Origin of the sequence: Streptomyces sp. NPDC056987 (assembly GCF_042673865.1) — a bacterium.
GTDB lineage: Bacteria > Actinomycetota > Actinomycetes > Streptomycetales > Streptomycetaceae > Streptomyces.
Genome location: NZ_JBHURV010000001.1, coordinates 318,150 through 333,150 on the forward strand (window position 1 = coordinate 318,150; position 15,001 = coordinate 333,150).

Annotated in this window: 12 protein-coding genes; 10 read left to right on the forward strand and 2 right to left on the reverse strand. The window is 71.5% G+C overall.

The genetic code is table 11. The features are described 5' to 3' along the window. The first annotated feature begins 6 nt into the window (after positions 1-6). Both ACFTZC_RS01425 and ACFTZC_RS01430 read left to right on the forward strand, forming a co-directional pair. On the forward strand, positions 7-651 hold the full coding sequence (locus ACFTZC_RS01425; protein WP_382885685.1) for an amino acid ABC transporter permease: 645 nt from the start codon (positions 7-9) through the stop codon (positions 649-651). Continuing rightward, positions 648-1,505 carry an amino acid ABC transporter permease gene (locus ACFTZC_RS01430; protein WP_382885687.1) on the forward strand — a complete coding sequence of 286 codons (858 nt, stop codon included), beginning with the start codon at positions 648-650 and terminating at the stop codon, positions 1,503-1,505. The genes ACFTZC_RS01425 and ACFTZC_RS01430 overlap by 4 nt, the downstream gene beginning before the upstream one ends. Positions 1,506-1,659: 154 nt before the next feature. Here ACFTZC_RS01430 and ACFTZC_RS01435 read toward each other — a convergent pair whose 3' ends face one another. Continuing rightward, on the reverse strand, positions 1,660-2,397 hold the full coding sequence (locus tag ACFTZC_RS01435; protein ID WP_382885689.1) for a hypothetical protein: 738 nt from the start codon (positions 2,395-2,397) through the stop codon (positions 1,660-1,662). Positions 2,398-2,518: 121 nt separating this feature from the next. Between ACFTZC_RS01435 and ggt the strand changes: the two genes are divergently transcribed. Both ggt and ACFTZC_RS01445 read left to right on the forward strand, forming a co-directional pair. Further along, entirely contained in the window at positions 2,519-4,342 is a 1,824-nt protein-coding gene (ggt, locus tag ACFTZC_RS01440; protein ID WP_382885691.1) for a gamma-glutamyltransferase, read from the forward strand. 427 nt (positions 4,343-4,769) lie between these two features. Beyond that, positions 4,770-7,793, forward strand: a complete 3,024-nt coding sequence (locus tag ACFTZC_RS01445) for a family 16 glycoside hydrolase (RefSeq protein WP_382885692.1) — start codon at positions 4,770-4,772, stop codon at positions 7,791-7,793. Positions 7,794-7,857: 64 nt separating this feature from the next. On the opposite strand, the gene map is transcribed toward ACFTZC_RS01445, so the two are convergent. Then, positions 7,858-8,625 carry a type I methionyl aminopeptidase gene (gene map, locus ACFTZC_RS01450; RefSeq protein ID WP_382885693.1) on the reverse strand — a complete coding sequence of 256 codons (768 nt, stop codon included), beginning with the start codon at positions 8,623-8,625 and terminating at the stop codon, positions 7,858-7,860. A 63-nt stretch (positions 8,626-8,688) separates the two neighbouring features. On the opposite strand from map, the gene ACFTZC_RS01455 reads away from it, so the two are divergent. From ACFTZC_RS01455 to hydA, 6 genes are all read left to right on the forward strand, one after another. Further along, positions 8,689-8,949 carry a helix-turn-helix transcriptional regulator gene (locus ACFTZC_RS01455; protein ID WP_365809113.1) on the forward strand — a complete coding sequence of 87 codons (261 nt, stop codon included), beginning with the start codon at positions 8,689-8,691 and terminating at the stop codon, positions 8,947-8,949. Positions 8,950-8,990: 41 nt separating this feature from the next. Beyond that, positions 8,991-9,374 carry a PPOX class F420-dependent oxidoreductase gene (locus tag ACFTZC_RS01460; RefSeq protein WP_382885694.1) on the forward strand — a complete coding sequence of 128 codons (384 nt, stop codon included), beginning with the start codon at positions 8,991-8,993 and terminating at the stop codon, positions 9,372-9,374. A 149-nt stretch (positions 9,375-9,523) separates the two neighbouring features. Further along, complete coding sequence (locus ACFTZC_RS01465) at positions 9,524-11,143, forward strand: hypothetical protein (RefSeq protein WP_382885696.1); 1,620 nt, start codon at positions 9,524-9,526, stop codon at positions 11,141-11,143. A gap of 193 nt (positions 11,144-11,336) precedes the next feature. After that, a complete protein-coding gene (locus ACFTZC_RS01470; protein ID WP_382885698.1) occupies positions 11,337-12,179 on the forward strand; it encodes a nitrilase-related carbon-nitrogen hydrolase in 843 nt (280 codons plus the stop codon). Further along, positions 12,176-13,456 (forward strand): aspartate aminotransferase family protein, encoded by a 1,281-nt coding sequence (locus ACFTZC_RS01475; RefSeq protein WP_382885700.1) that lies wholly within the window; start codon positions 12,176-12,178, stop codon positions 13,454-13,456. The genes ACFTZC_RS01470 and ACFTZC_RS01475 overlap by 4 nt, the downstream gene beginning before the upstream one ends. A gap of 130 nt (positions 13,457-13,586) precedes the next feature. Further along, entirely contained in the window at positions 13,587-14,990 is a 1,404-nt protein-coding gene (hydA, locus tag ACFTZC_RS01480; RefSeq protein WP_382885702.1) for a dihydropyrimidinase, read from the forward strand. The last annotated feature ends 11 nt before the right edge of the window (positions 14,991-15,001 follow it).

Genomic DNA, 15,001 nt, shown 5'->3' on the forward strand with positions numbered 1-15,001 from the left:
CGCGCCATGGACGTACTCACCGACAACTTCGCCCTCTACGGCGAGGGTTTCCTCGGCACGCTCGAACTGACCGTCTACGCCTCCCTGCTGGCGCTCGCCCTCGGCTTCGTCATGGCGTCGTTCCGGGTGTCGCCCGTACGCGCCCTGCGCGCCTTCGGCACCGTATGGGTCACCGTGCTGCGCAACACCCCCCTGACGCTGCTCTTCTTCGCCGTCGTCCTCGGGCTGCCGCGCTTCGGACTCGTCCTGCCCTTCCAGCTCTTCGCGGTCCTCGCCCTCGGCTGCTACACCTCCGCGTTCATCTGCGAGGTGCTGCGCTCCGGCATCAACACCGTCCACAAGGGACAGGGCGAGGCGGCCCGCAGCCTGGGGATGAGCTTCGGCCAGACCCTCGGCGACGTCGTCCTGCCGCAGGCCTTCCGTACGGTCATCCCGCCCGTCGGCTCCACGCTGATCGCGCTGGCCAAGAACTCCGCGATCGCGGGCGCGTTCAGCGTCACCGAACTGCTCGGCACCTACAAGGTCCTCAGCGAGAGGGGCTACAACATCGTCTGGTCGTTCGTCTGGATCGCCGTGGGCTATCTCATCATCACCCTGGCCATCAGCGCGCTGTTCCATCTGATGGAGCGGCGCTGGGGGGTCGCCCGATGAGCGAGTCGACCGCCCTCTACGACATCCCCGGGCCCCGTACCCGGCGCCGTCACCGCGCCTACGGGCTGGTGTCGACCGCCGTGATCGCCGCGCTGCTCGGCTGGCTGATCCATCTGCTCTTCGACACCGGGCAGTTCACCGCCGTCAAGTGGGACCCGTTCACGTACCAGGGGATCCAGGACCTGCTGCTGCGCGGTCTCGGCAACACCCTCAAGGCGTTCGGGTACGCGGCGGTGCTCTCGCTGGTGCTCGGCGCGGTCCTCGCCTGCGGGCGGCTCTCCGAGCACCGGCCGGTCCGGCTGCTCGCCACGCTGCTCGTCGAGTTCTTCCGGGCCATGCCCGTACTGGTGATGATCTTCTTCATCTTCGTGGCGCTCAAGGTGCAGGCCCTGCCCGCGCTGGTGGCGGGTCTGACGCTCTACAACGGCTCCGTGCTCGCCGAGGTCTTCCGTACCGGAGTCCACGCGGTGGAGCGCGGTCAGCGGGAGGCGGCGTACGCGCTCGGCATGCGCAAGACGCAGGTCATGACGTACGTGCTGGTGCCGCAGGCGGTCCGCGCCATGCTGCCCACGATCATCAGCCAGTTGGTGGTCGCTCTCAAGGACACATCGCTCGGTTATCTCATCACCTACGAGGAGTTCCTCCATGCCGGCAAGCTCATCGCCTCGAATCTCGACTACGATTTGCCGTTCATCCCTGTGGTGATGGTGATTTCACCGATCTACATCGGGATGTGCATGCTGCTCTCCTGGTTCGCCCACTGGCTGGCCGGGCGTCAGCGGCACAACCCGAGAACCGAGGCCGTGGAAGCCGCCCCGGCCGGGACAGGGACGCTGCTGCCGGGAGGGCAGTAGCGCACAGGGCAGTGACCCGCCCGGCAGACAGCCGGTGATCACTTCCCGTACGGCGGCGGTACCCGGCCCGGAGGCCGGGCCCGGCGCCCGGGAGGAAGGTCAGCTGTCCGCCGGTCGGGTTGTGCCCCGGCCCACCCACGCGCCCCGACCGCCGCTACTCGGCGGGCTCGGGTGTCGGCTCCGGCAGCGGGGTCCGGGCCGCGCGGGTCACATCGGCGACCAGCTCCACCACATCGGGGCCGTACGCCTGCGAGTTCACCACCTTCAGCAGCAGACAGAACGAACCGTCGCCGTACTTGCGGGCCAGCCGTTCGTGGTGGCGGGCGAGATAGCGCGTGGCCGCCTGGTTGGTGATCGACCGCTGGCCGCAGCAGAGGAAGACGGGCCGCGCGCCCTCCCCGACGGTGAGCCGCGCCAGCAGCACGTACTCACTGACGCCGGGCTCCGCGAGATGGCGGTCGGTCCCGATCCGGAAGGCGCCCCGCTCGGACACCGGCTCGGAGTCCGTGTTCACCCGGATGCCCGGCAGCAGGGATGACAGATGTGCCGCCATCCGCCGATTGGAGGAGGGGCCTCCCAGGCAGAACTCCGTACGTTCCCCGAAGCCCTGGCGCGCGGTGTCGTGCTGGACGATGTCGGCGTGCGCGCCGCAGTCCTTGATCAGCGCGGAGAGTTCCAGCAGGGCGGAGACGTCGTTGCGGTGGACGGTGCCGTCGCTGCCCGCCTTCCGGTTGACGACCAGCAGACACTCGGAGTTGGCCGGCAGCCCGAAGAACGCCTGCTTCCTGCGCAGCTTCCGCCGCCAGAGGTAGCTGCGGGCGATCCAGCCCAGCGCGGCACTGACCCCCGTGGCGACCACGCCGAGCACGATGTTGCGTATGTCGTCATTCATGGGCGCGCATCGTAGCCGTAGAGCGTGTCCGTGTCCGAGGCGGTCCTGACGGTGCCGGTGTCCCGCGGTTACGCTGCGCGCGACAGTCACCGACCGGCTCCCTCGCCGACGGAGGTACCTGATGCGTCGCTCCACCGCGCGGAATCTCTCGCTCGCGGCCGTCACCGCCGCGCTGCTCTCGATAGCCGCGGAGGCGCCGCCCGGGGCGGCACCGGCCCCGCCCACCCCGGTGCCGCCCGTGAAGGTGCCGGTCGCCACGGGGTCCGGGGGAGCCGTCGCCAGCGTCGACGCCGACGCCTCCGCGGCCGGCATCGAGGTGCTCCGGCAGGGCGGCAACGCCGTGGACGCGGCCGTCGCCACCGCGGCGGCGCTCGGGGTCACCGAGCCGTACTCCGCGGGCATCGGCGGGGGCGGCTACCTGGTCTACTACGACGCCAGGTCCCGTACGGTGCGGACCATCGACGGCCGCGAGACCGCGCCGGCCTCCGCGGACCGCTCGCTCTTCCTGGAGAACGGGGTGCCGATCCCGTTCGCGGAGGCCGTGACCAGCGGTCGCGGCGTCGGCACCCCGGGCACCCCGGCCACCTGGGAGACCGCCCTCGACGCATGGGGCAGCCGCTCCCTCGGCCAGGTGCTGAAGCCCGCGGAGCGGCTCGCGAAGGACGGCTTCACCGTCGACGCGACCTTCCGCTCCCAGACCCAGTCGAACCAGGCGCGGTTCGCGGACTTCCCCGACACCGCGAAGCTCTTCCTGCCCGGCGGCCAACTCCCCGTCGTGGGCTCGGTCTTCAAGAACCCCGATCTGGCGCGCACCTACCGGGAACTGGGGCGCGAGGGCACCGGCCTCCTCTACCGGGGCGCGCTCGGCCGCGACATCGTCCGCACGGTGCGCACCCCGCCGGTCGACCCGGCGGCGGACCGTACGGTGCGCGCGGGCGACCTGAGCACGCGGGACCTCGCCGCGTACCGCACGAAGAGCCAGGCACCCACCAAGGTCGGTTACCGCGGGCTCGACGTGTACGGCATGGCGCCCTCGTCCTCCGGCGGCACCAGCGTCGGCGAGGCGCTCAACATCCTGTCCCGTACGGACCTTTCGAAGGCGTCACAGGCGGTGTACCTGCACCGCTACATCGAGGCGAGCCGGATCGCCTTCGCGGACCGGGGCCGCTGGGTCGGGGACCCGGCCTTCGAGGACGTACCGACGAAGGGGCTGCTCTCCCGGCGCTTCGCGGACTCCCGCGCCTGCCTGATCAAGGACGACGCGGTCCTCAAGAGCCCGCTGGCGCCCGGCGATCCGAGCGATCCGACACCGTGCGCGCCGGGCGGCACCGCCGCGCCGACCACCTTCGAGGGCGAGAACACCACCCACCTCACGGTCGCCGACAAGTGGGGCAACGTCGTCGCGTACACCCTGACCATCGAGTCCACGGGCGGCAGCGCGATCACCGTGCCGGGGCGGGGCTTCCTGCTCAACAACGAGCTGACGGACTTCTCGTTCGCCCCGGCCAACCCGGCGGTCCACGACCCGAATTTGCCGGGTCCCGGCAAGCGGCCGAGGTCGTCGATCTCCCCGACCATCGTCCTGGACCGGCACGGCAAGCCGGTCCTCGCGGTCGGTTCGCCGGGCGGCGCGACCATCATCACCACCGTGCTCCAGACGCTGACCGGGACCCTGGACCGCGGCCTGCCGCTGGTCGAGGCGATCGCCGCGCCCCGCGCGAGCCAGCGCAACACGGCCTCGACCGAGCTGGAGCCGGGGCTGTGGAACAGCCCGGTGCGGCAGCAACTGGAGGCGCTGGGGCACACGTTCACCCAGAACCCGGAGATCGGCGCGGCCACCGGGGTGCAGCGGCTGCCGGACGGCCGCTGGCTGGCGGCGGCCGAGACGGTACGCAGGGGCGGCGGCTCGGCGATGGTCGTCCACCCGGCGGGCGGCAAGCCCTGACCCCGACGCACCCGGCCTGACCCGCCACCCTGACCCGCCGCGCCCGCCCGGGCGCGGCGGCACCGTCCGCACCGAGCGCCCCGCGAGTTTCAACTCATCGAGGACAAAGTGTGGACGGTTCGGTGCACTCTTCGTACGCTGGGCGTCGCTCCAGTGCCCCTCCCGGCAAGCTCCGCCCGTCACGCCGTCCAGCACGCACACTCGCGGCATTGGCCAAAAGCCCTGGTAGCTCCGCTACAAGGGCTTCCGGCGGCCGTGCGATCGCGCTCGGCATCCGAAAGGCGTGTCAAAACGCCGAGACGGAGCGAGCGAAGCGAGCGCAGTGCACCGGACGACGCTCCTTCGGGGCGGACACCGCCGATCGCGGCACTTGCACGGAAGGTCCGTCCCCGGCCGCGCTGCCTCGCAGCGCACAGCAGGAGGAAGAGTGACGCCCCGCACGCACCAGAGCGCCCCCAGCCATCGCCGCCGCCCCCGAAGACTCGCCGGGCTGTTCCTCGCGGCGCTTCTCACCGGCGGTCTCACGGCGCCGGCCGCCGAGGCGGAGGAGAGACCCTTCGGGGACCTGCCGCCCCAGGAACCCGGGGTCACCCTCCGGGTCTTCGACATCCAGTCCCCGCTGAGCAAGCTCTGCGATCTCAAACCCGCCCAGACCCCCAACGTCGACAAGCTGATCCCCACCGTCGACTGGTCCTCCACCGAGGGCTTCGGTTTCACCGACAACTTCGTCTCGCAGATCATCGGCAACATCGACGTCCCCGCGGACGGCACGTACGCCTTCCGCCTGATCAGCGACGACGGCTCCCGGCTCTTCGTCGGGGACAAGAAGGTCATCGACCACGACGGGCTGCACGGCGCCGAGCCCAAGGACGGCGAGATCTCCCTTGCCCCCGGCTACCACCCCCTGCGGATCGACCACTTCGACCGGGGCGGCGAACAGCAGGTCACCCTCCAGTGGAAGCCGCCGGGCGCGGACTCCTTCACCCTCGTCCCGAACTCCGTGCTCAGCACCGACGCCGGCGTCGTACGGGTCACCGCCCCCGGCCGCAAGGAGTGCGAGGGGACGTACGACACCCCCGGCGACGGCCTCCCGCTGACCTCGGTCAACCCCGGCTACACCCTCACCGACCTGCGCCCGGAGGGCTTCGAGCCGCAGGTCTCCGCCATGGACTGGCTGCCGGGCGGCCGGCTCGCCGTGACCACCTGGGGCGGCAGCACCAAGTCGGAGGGGGAGGTGTACGTCCTCGACAACGTGACGGGGAACACCGGTCCGGAGAAGGTCACGTACACGAAGATCGCCGGCGGCCTCAAGGAGCCGATGGGGATCAAGTACGTCGACGGAAAGCTGTACGTCTCCGAGAAGCACCAGCTGACCGAGTTGTCCGACACCAAGGGTGACAACTCCCCGGACGAGATCCGCAAGATCGCCGAGTGGCCGTACGGGGGTAACTTCCACGAGTTCGCCTTCGGACTGCTCTACGAGGACGGGAACTTCTATCTGAACCTGTCCGTCGCCATCAACCAGGGCGGCGCGACGACCAACCCGCAGCCCGCCCCCAACCGCGGCACCACCGTCAAGGTCAACAGGAAGACCGGGAAGGTCAGTTACCTGGCCGGCGGCCTCCGCACGCCGAACGGGATCGGACGGGGCCCGGGAGATGAGCTGTTCGTCACCGACAACCAGGGCGGCTGGCTGCCCGCATCCAAGCTGCTCCACGTCAAGAAGGACCGGTTCTTCAACCACTACACCAACCCGGACGGCCCGTTCGACGACCGTACGGTCACCAAGCCGGTGCTCTGGCTGCCGCAGAACGAGATAGCCAACTCGCCCAGCACGCCGATGCTGTTGAAGAAGGGGCCCTTCGCCGGGCAGATGCTCTTCGGCGACGTCACCTACGGCGGCCTCCAGCGCGCCGACCTGGAGAAGGTGAAGGGCGAGTACCAGGGCGCGGTGTTCCGGCACACCCAGGGCCTGGAAGCGGGCATCACCCGGATCAGCACCGGCCCGGACGGCGCGATCTACGCGGGCGGCCTCGGCGCCGAGGGCAACTGGGGCCAGGAGGGCAAGCTCCGCTTCGGCCTGCAGAAACTCACGCCGAACGGCAAGACCGCGTTCGACATCAAGACCATGCGCGCCACCCGTGACGGCTTCGAACTCACCTACACCCAGCCCCTGTCGGAGGAGACGGCCGCCAAACTGACCGACGGCGCCTACTCCGTCGAGCAGTGGCGTTACGTCCCCACCCCGGCGTACGGGGGCCCCAAGATCGACGAAGAGGTCCTGCCCGTCTCGGCCGCCCGGCTCTCCGACGACCGGCGCACGGTCCGGCTCACCATCCCGGGCCTGAAGACCGACCGGGTGGTGCACGTCCGCTCGCCGCGCCCGTTCGCCTCGGCGACGGGTGAGCAGCTCTGGTCCACCGAGGCCTGGTACACCCTGAACGCCCGCCCGGGACCCGAGCAGCCCGTCACCTCGTACGACGCCGAGTCGGCGCGGCTCTCCGGCGGGGCGGACATCGACACCGAACACGCCGGGTACACCGGTGGCGGCTTCGTGGACGGCTTCGGCACCCAGGGAGCCACCGCCACCTTCGAGATCGACGTACCCGCGAAGGGCGAGTACGACGTGGCACTGCGCTACGCCAACGGCCCCAACCCCTTCACCGGAACCAAGACCATCGGTGTCGCCGTCAACGGCGGGCAGGCGCGGCAGGCCGGCTTCCCCTCCACCGGCGCCTGGAACCGCTGGTCCACGCAGACGGAGCGGTTCACCCTGAACAAGGGCCGCAACACCGTCACCTACACATACCGGCCCGAGGACACCGGCCACGTCAACCTCGACATGATCGAGGTGCGCAAGCCGGGCAGCCGTATCGACCTGTTCTCCGGCGGCAGCGTCTCCACCGCCTGGCAGCACACCGACGGCCGCAGTGTCGAATGGCCGCGCACCGCCGAGAACTCCATCGAGGTGTGCTGCGGCGACATCCGCACCAAACAGTCCTTCCGTGACTTCAGGCTGCACGCCGAATTCCGGGTGCCGAAGCTGCCGGACGACGTCACGGGACAGGACCGCGGCAACAGCGGCGTCTACCTCCAGGAGCGGTACGAGATCCAGATCCTGGACTCGTACGGTGTGGAGAAACTGGCGGTGAACGAGGCCGGGGCGATCTACAACAAGAAGGCCGCGGACCTGAACGCCGGCACACCGCCCGAAACCTGGCAGACGTACGACATCGTCTTCCGCGCGGCCCGTTTCGACGCCGAGGGCCGGAAGACCGAGGACGCCAGGATCACCGTGGAGTGGAACGGCCGTACGGTCCACGACAAGGTGGCGGTGGACGGGCCGACCGGCGCCGGCGACGCCGAATCGGCCGCGGCGGGTGCGATCCGGCTCCAGGACCACGGCAACAAGGTGCGCTTCAGGAACGTCTGGATCGAACCGCTCAACTGACCGGCAGCACAGGTCGGACGTCCGGTGCGGGGCCGGACGTCCGGCACGGCGGGCGCGGGGTGTCTCAGAGCGCCGTCAGGATCCGGGGGCCCTCGTCGGTGATCGCCACCGTGTGCTCCGTGTGGGAGGCACGGCTGGAGTCGAGGGTGCGGACCGTCCAGCCGTCGCGGGCCGTGTAACTGCGGTCCGTACCGCTGCCCGTCAGCATCGGCTCGATCGCCAGCACCATGCCGTGGCGCAGCCGCAGGCCGCGACCCGGGCGTCCCTCGTTGGGGACGCCCGGGTCCTCGTGCATGGTGCGGCCCACGCCATGGCCGCCGAAGCCGTGGGGGATGCCGTACCCCGCCGCGCGGCAGACCCGGCCGATCGCGTGCGCGATGTCGCCGATCCGGTTGCCGACCAGGGCCGCGGCGATGCCCGCCCCCAGCGCCTCGTACGACGTGTCGATCAGCCGGAGGTCGTCCGGGCGGGCGCGGCCGACCGTGAAGCTGACCGCCGCGTCCCCCACCCAGCCGTCGAGGACCGCGCCGCAGTCGATCGACACGAGGTCGCCGTCGACCAGCCGGTAGGAGCCGGGGATGCCGTGCACGATCGCGTCGTTGACGGAGGCGCAGATGACGGCGGGGAAGGGGGTGGGCGCCCAGTGGGGGTGATAGTCGAGGAAGGGTGAGCCGGCCCCCGCCTCACGCAGCACGGCGCGGGCGGTCTCGTCGAGGGCGCGCAGCGTGACCCCCACGGCGGCGGCCTCGCGTACGGCCGCCAGTGCCTGGGCGACGACCCGGCCCGCTCCCCGCATGGCGTCCAGGGACGCATCGGTCTTGATCTCCACCATTCCAATAACTTTACCGGTCGGCGGGGTGTGCGGGAATTATCAGGGCGGTATTACAATGACGCAATGGTGCGAACCCCCCTCACCCCGGAAGAGCGTGAACGCGGCGAACGGCTCGGCCGTCTGCTCCGCGAGGCGCGTGGCTCACGGAGCATGGTGGAGGTCGCCGCCGTCGCCGGGCTCTCCGCGGAGACGCTGCGCAAGATCGAGACCGGCCGGGCCCCGACGCCCGCCTTCTTCACGGTGGCCGCGCTGGCCGGGGCGCTGGGGCTGTCCATGGACCGGATCGCCGAGAGCTGCGCGCTGGTGTCGCTGCCGGCCGCCTGAGGCCGTGGCCGGGGCGGTGTCCCTCGCGTACGCTCGCGTGCGTGACGACCCTTGATGAGCTCGGCCGCAGCCGCTATGTCAGTCTCACCACCTACCGCAAGGACGGGACCGGCGTCGCCACCCCCGTCTGGCACGCCGTGGACGGGGGCGAGCTGTTCGTCTGGACCCGGTCCGACTCCTGGAAGGTCAAGCGGATCCGCGCCAACCCCCGCGCCGTGGTCACCGCGTGCACGCTGCGCGGGCGGATCGCCCCCGGCGCGCCGAGCGCCGAGGGGACGGCGCGGCTGCTCGACGGGGCGGATCTGGAGCGGGTCAGGCGCCTCCTCGCCCGCAAGTACACCTGGCAGTTCTGGCTGACCGACTGGCCCGCCATGGTCGTACGGCGCGGCAAGCGGCCGCACACCGGGATCGCCGTCACGTTCTGACGTGCGGCCGCTGAGGGCATCGCACCGGCGGGGACGATGAGGGCATCGCACCCTCCCGGAAAACTGTCTGTATTCGTCCTGTAACACGACTGAGGTCGAATGCCTCGGACCGGAGAGTCCTCTTCGGCTCGGGGAGGGGCGAGACAGCGATGGCGGTGCGGCAACTCCCGGTGGAGATCGGGACGTTCGCTCGGTACTTAAAGGATCTGACGACGCTGCTCGACCCCGGCGCCGGCTGGTACGGAGTCTTCCTCCACCGCGACCCCGAGGGCCTGCGGGCCTGTCTCGGCGGTGCCGAGATCCCGCCGTGGGACGTGGTGGAGTCGCTGCTCCAGGACTACACGGCCGGACGCGACACGCAGCCCGTCGACGCGGCCGCGGAGGCCGAGCGGGCCCGGCGGCTCCACACCGCCTCCGCCCTGGCGTACGACCGGCTCCCCGGCAACGGCGCGGCGCTCGCGGAGCGGCTGCGGCTGATGGACCGTGAGCGGACCGCCGCGGCGGGCCGGGCCGAGGAACTGGTCCGGCTGCTCCGCACCACCCCCGAGGGCGCGCCGGGCGAGCAGCAGCTCACCCATGATCTCGCGTGGGTCCGCGACGACCTCGCCCGCGCCACTGCCCGCTGCGCCGAACTCCGTTCCAGGATACGGGCGTTGCCGGAGCCGGCGGCGGATCCGGTCGCGGACACCGACACCGACACCGGCGGTGGCATCGGCGCCGGCAACGACATGCGTACGGACGCGGACCCGGGCGCCGATCCGGACACCGGCGCGGCTCCGGGCGCGTACGGCCGGGAACCTGCGGCCCGCGGCGATGCGTCCGGCCGGACCGAGCGGGGCCGGACGCGCTGGGGCGGCCGCCGCCGCACCGGCGGTACGGCCCCCGGCCCCGGCACCGCCGGGGAGGGCGCGGGCCCCGGCCCCGCCGCGGGCCGGGCCGGGCCCCCGCCGAAGAAGCGCAAGCCGCGCGGCGCCCGCTTCGCCGGGCTGGACGTCGATGAAACTTACGAGGCGTACGAGGCCTCTGAGCCCTACGAGCCCTACCGGTCCGGTGATGCCGACGCGGCCTACGACACCGGCAGGGCCCGGCGGGCCGGCGAGCCGCCGCCCGCGACCGTCCTCCCGGCGCCGCCGCCCGCCGCGTCCGCCACCCCGCGTGGCGCCCGGTTCGGCGGCGCGCCCGTCGCCGCGCCACGTACCGCGTCCGCCGGGCCCGCGGCGTCGCCCTCGCCCTCGCCGGAGGACCGGCGCGCCGCCGACCGGATCGTCGGCGCGCTGCGCAGGCTCCGCGCCGAGGGCCGGACGGGCGAGGCGCACGTCGTGCTCTGCGAGGCCGCGGGCAGCCCACCCGAGCAGCTGCCCCTGCTTGCCGCCGAGCTGCACCGCGCCGGGCTCGGCGCCGACTGGTCCGAACTCCTCTGGGAGGCCGCCTTCCTGCCGCCCGCGCAGCTCGCCGCGGCGGCCGGGGCGCTCGCCGCCGCCGGGCGCGACGACGACTGCGGCCAGCTGCTGCGCCAGGGCGTCTCCCGGCCGGCCGGGGAGATCACCGACGCCGTGCTCGCGCTGGACGAGGCGGGCCGCGCAACCGAGGCGCGGGCGCTGCTCAGCGCGTTCGTACAGGCGCGTCCGCCGGCGGACTCCGCGCTCGTCGCCGCACCCGATCCGCGCCGGCTCGTCCCGCGCCTTCTCGACGCGGCGCGCGCCGTGTCGGCCTCCCGCGAGCGCGATGTGGTGCATGCTCTACGGGTGGCGGGAATCGCGGCAGGCTGAGAACCGGTCGGCCCGCCTCCGGCCGGGCTGCCCGGTGTCGACCGCTCGGGTGTGAAACTTGATCGACTCTGCGGGTTAACGACGATGGTCTTGCCCCCGTGTGAACCGGGGCTTACGTTCTCCTCCTACGCAGATCTACGTGCGTAGAGCTGACCGAAGCAGCTGACCGGAGCACCCGCCGAAGGAGCAGCTCGTGGCCCGAGTCGTACGCGCCGCACTCGTCCAGGCGACCTGGACGGGCGACACCGAATCCATGATCGCCAAGCATGAGGAGCACGCCCGCGAGGCGGCCCGGCAGGGCGCGGAGATCATCGGATTCCAGGAAGTCTTCAACGCCCCCTACTTCTGCCAGGTGCAGGAGCCCGAGCACTACCGCTGGGCCGAGCCCGTCCCGGACGGTCCGACCGTCACCAGGATGCGCGAGCTGGCCCGGGAGACCGGGATGGTCATGGTGGTCCCGGTCTTCGAGATCGAGCAGTCCGGCTTCTACTACAACACCGCGGCGGTGATCGACGCCGACGGCTCGTACCTCGGCAAGTACCGCAAGCACCACATTCCCCAGGTCAAGGGGTTCTGGGAGAAGTACTACTTCAAGCCCGGCAACGCCGGCTGGCCCGTCTTCGACACCGCCGTCGGCAAGGTCGGCGTCTACATCTGCTACGACCGCCACTTCCCCGAGGGGTGGCGCCAGCTCGGCCTGAACGGCGCCGAGATCGTGTACAACCCGTCGGCCACCTCGCGCGGTCTCTCCAGCTACCTCTGGCAGCTCGAACAGCCCGCCGCCGCCGTCGCCAACGAGTACTTCATCGCCGCGATCAACCGCGTGGGCCAGGAGGAGTACGGCGACAACGACTTCTACGGCACGAGCTACTTCGTCGACCCGCGCGGCCAGTTCGTCGGCGAGCCCGCGAGCGACAAGGCCGAGGAACTCGTCGTACGCGACCTGGACTTCGCGCTGATCGAAGAGGTGCGCCAACAGTGGGCGTTCTACCGCGACCGGCGGCCCGACGCGTACGAGGGGCTGGTGCGGCCGTGAGCGACCTCCACGACCGGCACCGCGCCGTCCTGCCCGACTGGCTCGCGCTCTACTACGACGAGCCGATCGAGATCACCCACGGCGAGGGCCGCCATGTCTGGGACACGGAGGGCAACCGCTACCTCGACTTCTTCGGCGGCATCCTCACCACGATGACCGCCCACGCGCTCCCCGAGGTCACCAAGGCGGTGACCGAGCAGGCGGGCCGGATCATCCACTCCTCCACGCTCTACCTCAACCGCCCGATGGTCGAACTCGCCGAGCGCATCGCGGCGTTGTCGGGAATCCCGGACGCCCGGGTCTTCTTCACCACCTCCGGCACCGAGGCCAACGACACCGCGCTGATGCTGGCGACCGCCCACCGCGGCTCGAACCACGTCCTCGCGATGCGCAACAGCTACCACGGCCGGTCCTTCTCGACCGTCGCCGTCACCGGCAACCGCGGCTGGTCGCCCACCGGGCTCTCCCCGCTCCAGACCCTCTACGTGCACGGCGGCGTCCGCAACCGCGGCCCGTACGCGGGACTCACCGACGAGCGGTTCATCGAAGCGTGCGTCGCCGACCTGGAGGACCTGCTCGGCCACACCCGTACGCCCGCCGCGCTGATCGCCGAACCGGTGCAGGGCGTCGGCGGGTTCACCGCGCCGCCGGACGGTCTGTACGCCGCCTTCCGCGAAGTCCTCGACCGGCACGGCATCCTGTGGATCAGCGACGAGGTGCAGACCGGCTGGGGCCGCACCGGCGAACACTTCTGGGGCTGGCAGGCGCACGCCGGGAACGGCCCGCCGGACCTGCTCACCTTCGCCAAGGGCATCGGCAACGGCATGTCCGTCGGGGGCGTCGTCGCCCGTGCCGACATCATGAACTGCCTGGACGCCAACTCCATTTCGACCTTCGGCGGCAGCCCCGTCACCATGGCGGCGGGCCTCGCCAACCTCTCCTACCTCCAGGAGCACGACCTCCAGGGCAACGCCCGCCGCGTCGGCGGCCTGCTCATCGAGCGGCTGCGGGCCATCGGCGCGGGCGTCGACTCCGTACGCGAGGTACGCGGCCGGGGACTGATGATCGGCATCGAGCTGATCAACCCCGTGACCGGGGAGGCGGCGCCGCGCGCCGCCTCGGCCGTCCTGGAGGCGGCCCGCGAGGGCGGGCTGCTGATCGGCAAGGGCGGCGGCCACCACACCAGCGTGCTGCGGATCGCCCCGCCCCTCTCGCTGACCGTCGCCGAGGCGGAAGAGGGCGCCGCGATCCTGGAACTGGCCCTGCGGAGCGCCTGATCCGGCGATCCGCCCGGCCGCGTACGCCCCGGTCCTTCCCGTCCCGGTCCGGACCGGGACGAACCGGTCGTACGCGGCCGGCCCGCACCCCGCCCCCTCCACCGACCGTACGAAAGGGAGCGCCACCACCATGAGCAGCACCCGCACCCTGATCCGCGGCGGACTCGTCGTCACCGCCGCCGACGAGACCCACGCCGATGTCCTGATCGAGGACAGCAGGATCGTCGCCCTCGCCGCGAGCGGCTCCGACGTGGCCGAGGGCTGGACCGCCGGCCGTACGATCGACGCCACCGGCAAGTACGTCATCCCGGGCGGTGTCGACGCGCACACCCACATGGAGATGCCGTTCGGCGGCACCTTCGCCGCCGACACCTTCGGGACCGGCACCCGGGCCGCCGCCTGGGGCGGCACCACCACCATCGTGGACTTCGCCATCCAGTCCCCGGGCCAGTCGCTGCGCGCGGGGCTCGACGCCTGGTTCGCCAAGGCCGACGGCAACTGCGCCATCGACTACGGCTTCCACATGATCATGGCGGACGTCAACGAGGGCTCGCTCAAGGAGATGGACCTCCTCGTCCAGGAGGGCGTCACCAGCTTCAAGCTGTTCATGGCCTATCCGGGCGTCTTCTACAGCGACGACGGCCAAATCCTGCGGGCCATGCAGCGCGCCTCGCACAACGGCGGGCTGATCATGATGCACGCCGAGAACGGCATCGCCATCGACGTCCTCGTCGAACAGGCCCTGGCCGCAGGCCACACCGACCCGCGCTACCACGGCGAGGTGCGCAAGGTCCTGCTGGAGGCCGAGGCCACCCACCGGGCCATCCAGCTCGCCCGGGTCGCGGACGCGCCGCTCTACGTCGTCCACGTCTCCGCCGAGGAGGCCGTCGCCGAACTCGCCGCCGCCCGGGACAAGGGGCTGCCCGTCTTCGGCGAGACCTGCCCGCAGTACCTCTTCCTCTCCACCGACAACCTGGCGGAACCGGAGTTCGAGGGCGCCAAGTACGTCTGCTCCACCCCGCTGCGGCCCAAGGAACACCAGGCGGCCCTGTGGCGGGGGCTGCGCACCGACGACCTCCAGGTGGTCTCCACGGACCACTGCCCGTTCTGCTTCTCCGGGCAGAAGGAGATGGGCCGCGGCGACTTCTCCAAGATCCCCAACGGGCTGCCCGGCGTGGAGAACCGCATGGACCTGCTCCACCAGGCCGTGGTCGACGGGCACATCACCCGGCGCCGCTGGATCGACATCGCCTGCGCCGCCCCGGCCCGGATGTTCGGCCTCTACCCGCGCAAGGGCACCATCGCGCCGGGCGCCGACGCGGACGTCGTCATCTACGACCCGGGCGCCGGGCAGACCGTGTCCGCCGAGACCCATCACATGGACGTGGACTACTCCGCGTACGAGGGCAAGCGCCTCACCGGCCGGGTCGAGACGGTGCTCTCCCGAGGTGAACTCGTCATCGACCGGCGGCAGTTCACCGGCCGGGCCGGACACGGCCAGTACACCCCCCGCGCCCTCTGCCAGTACCTCTGAACCCGGGAGCG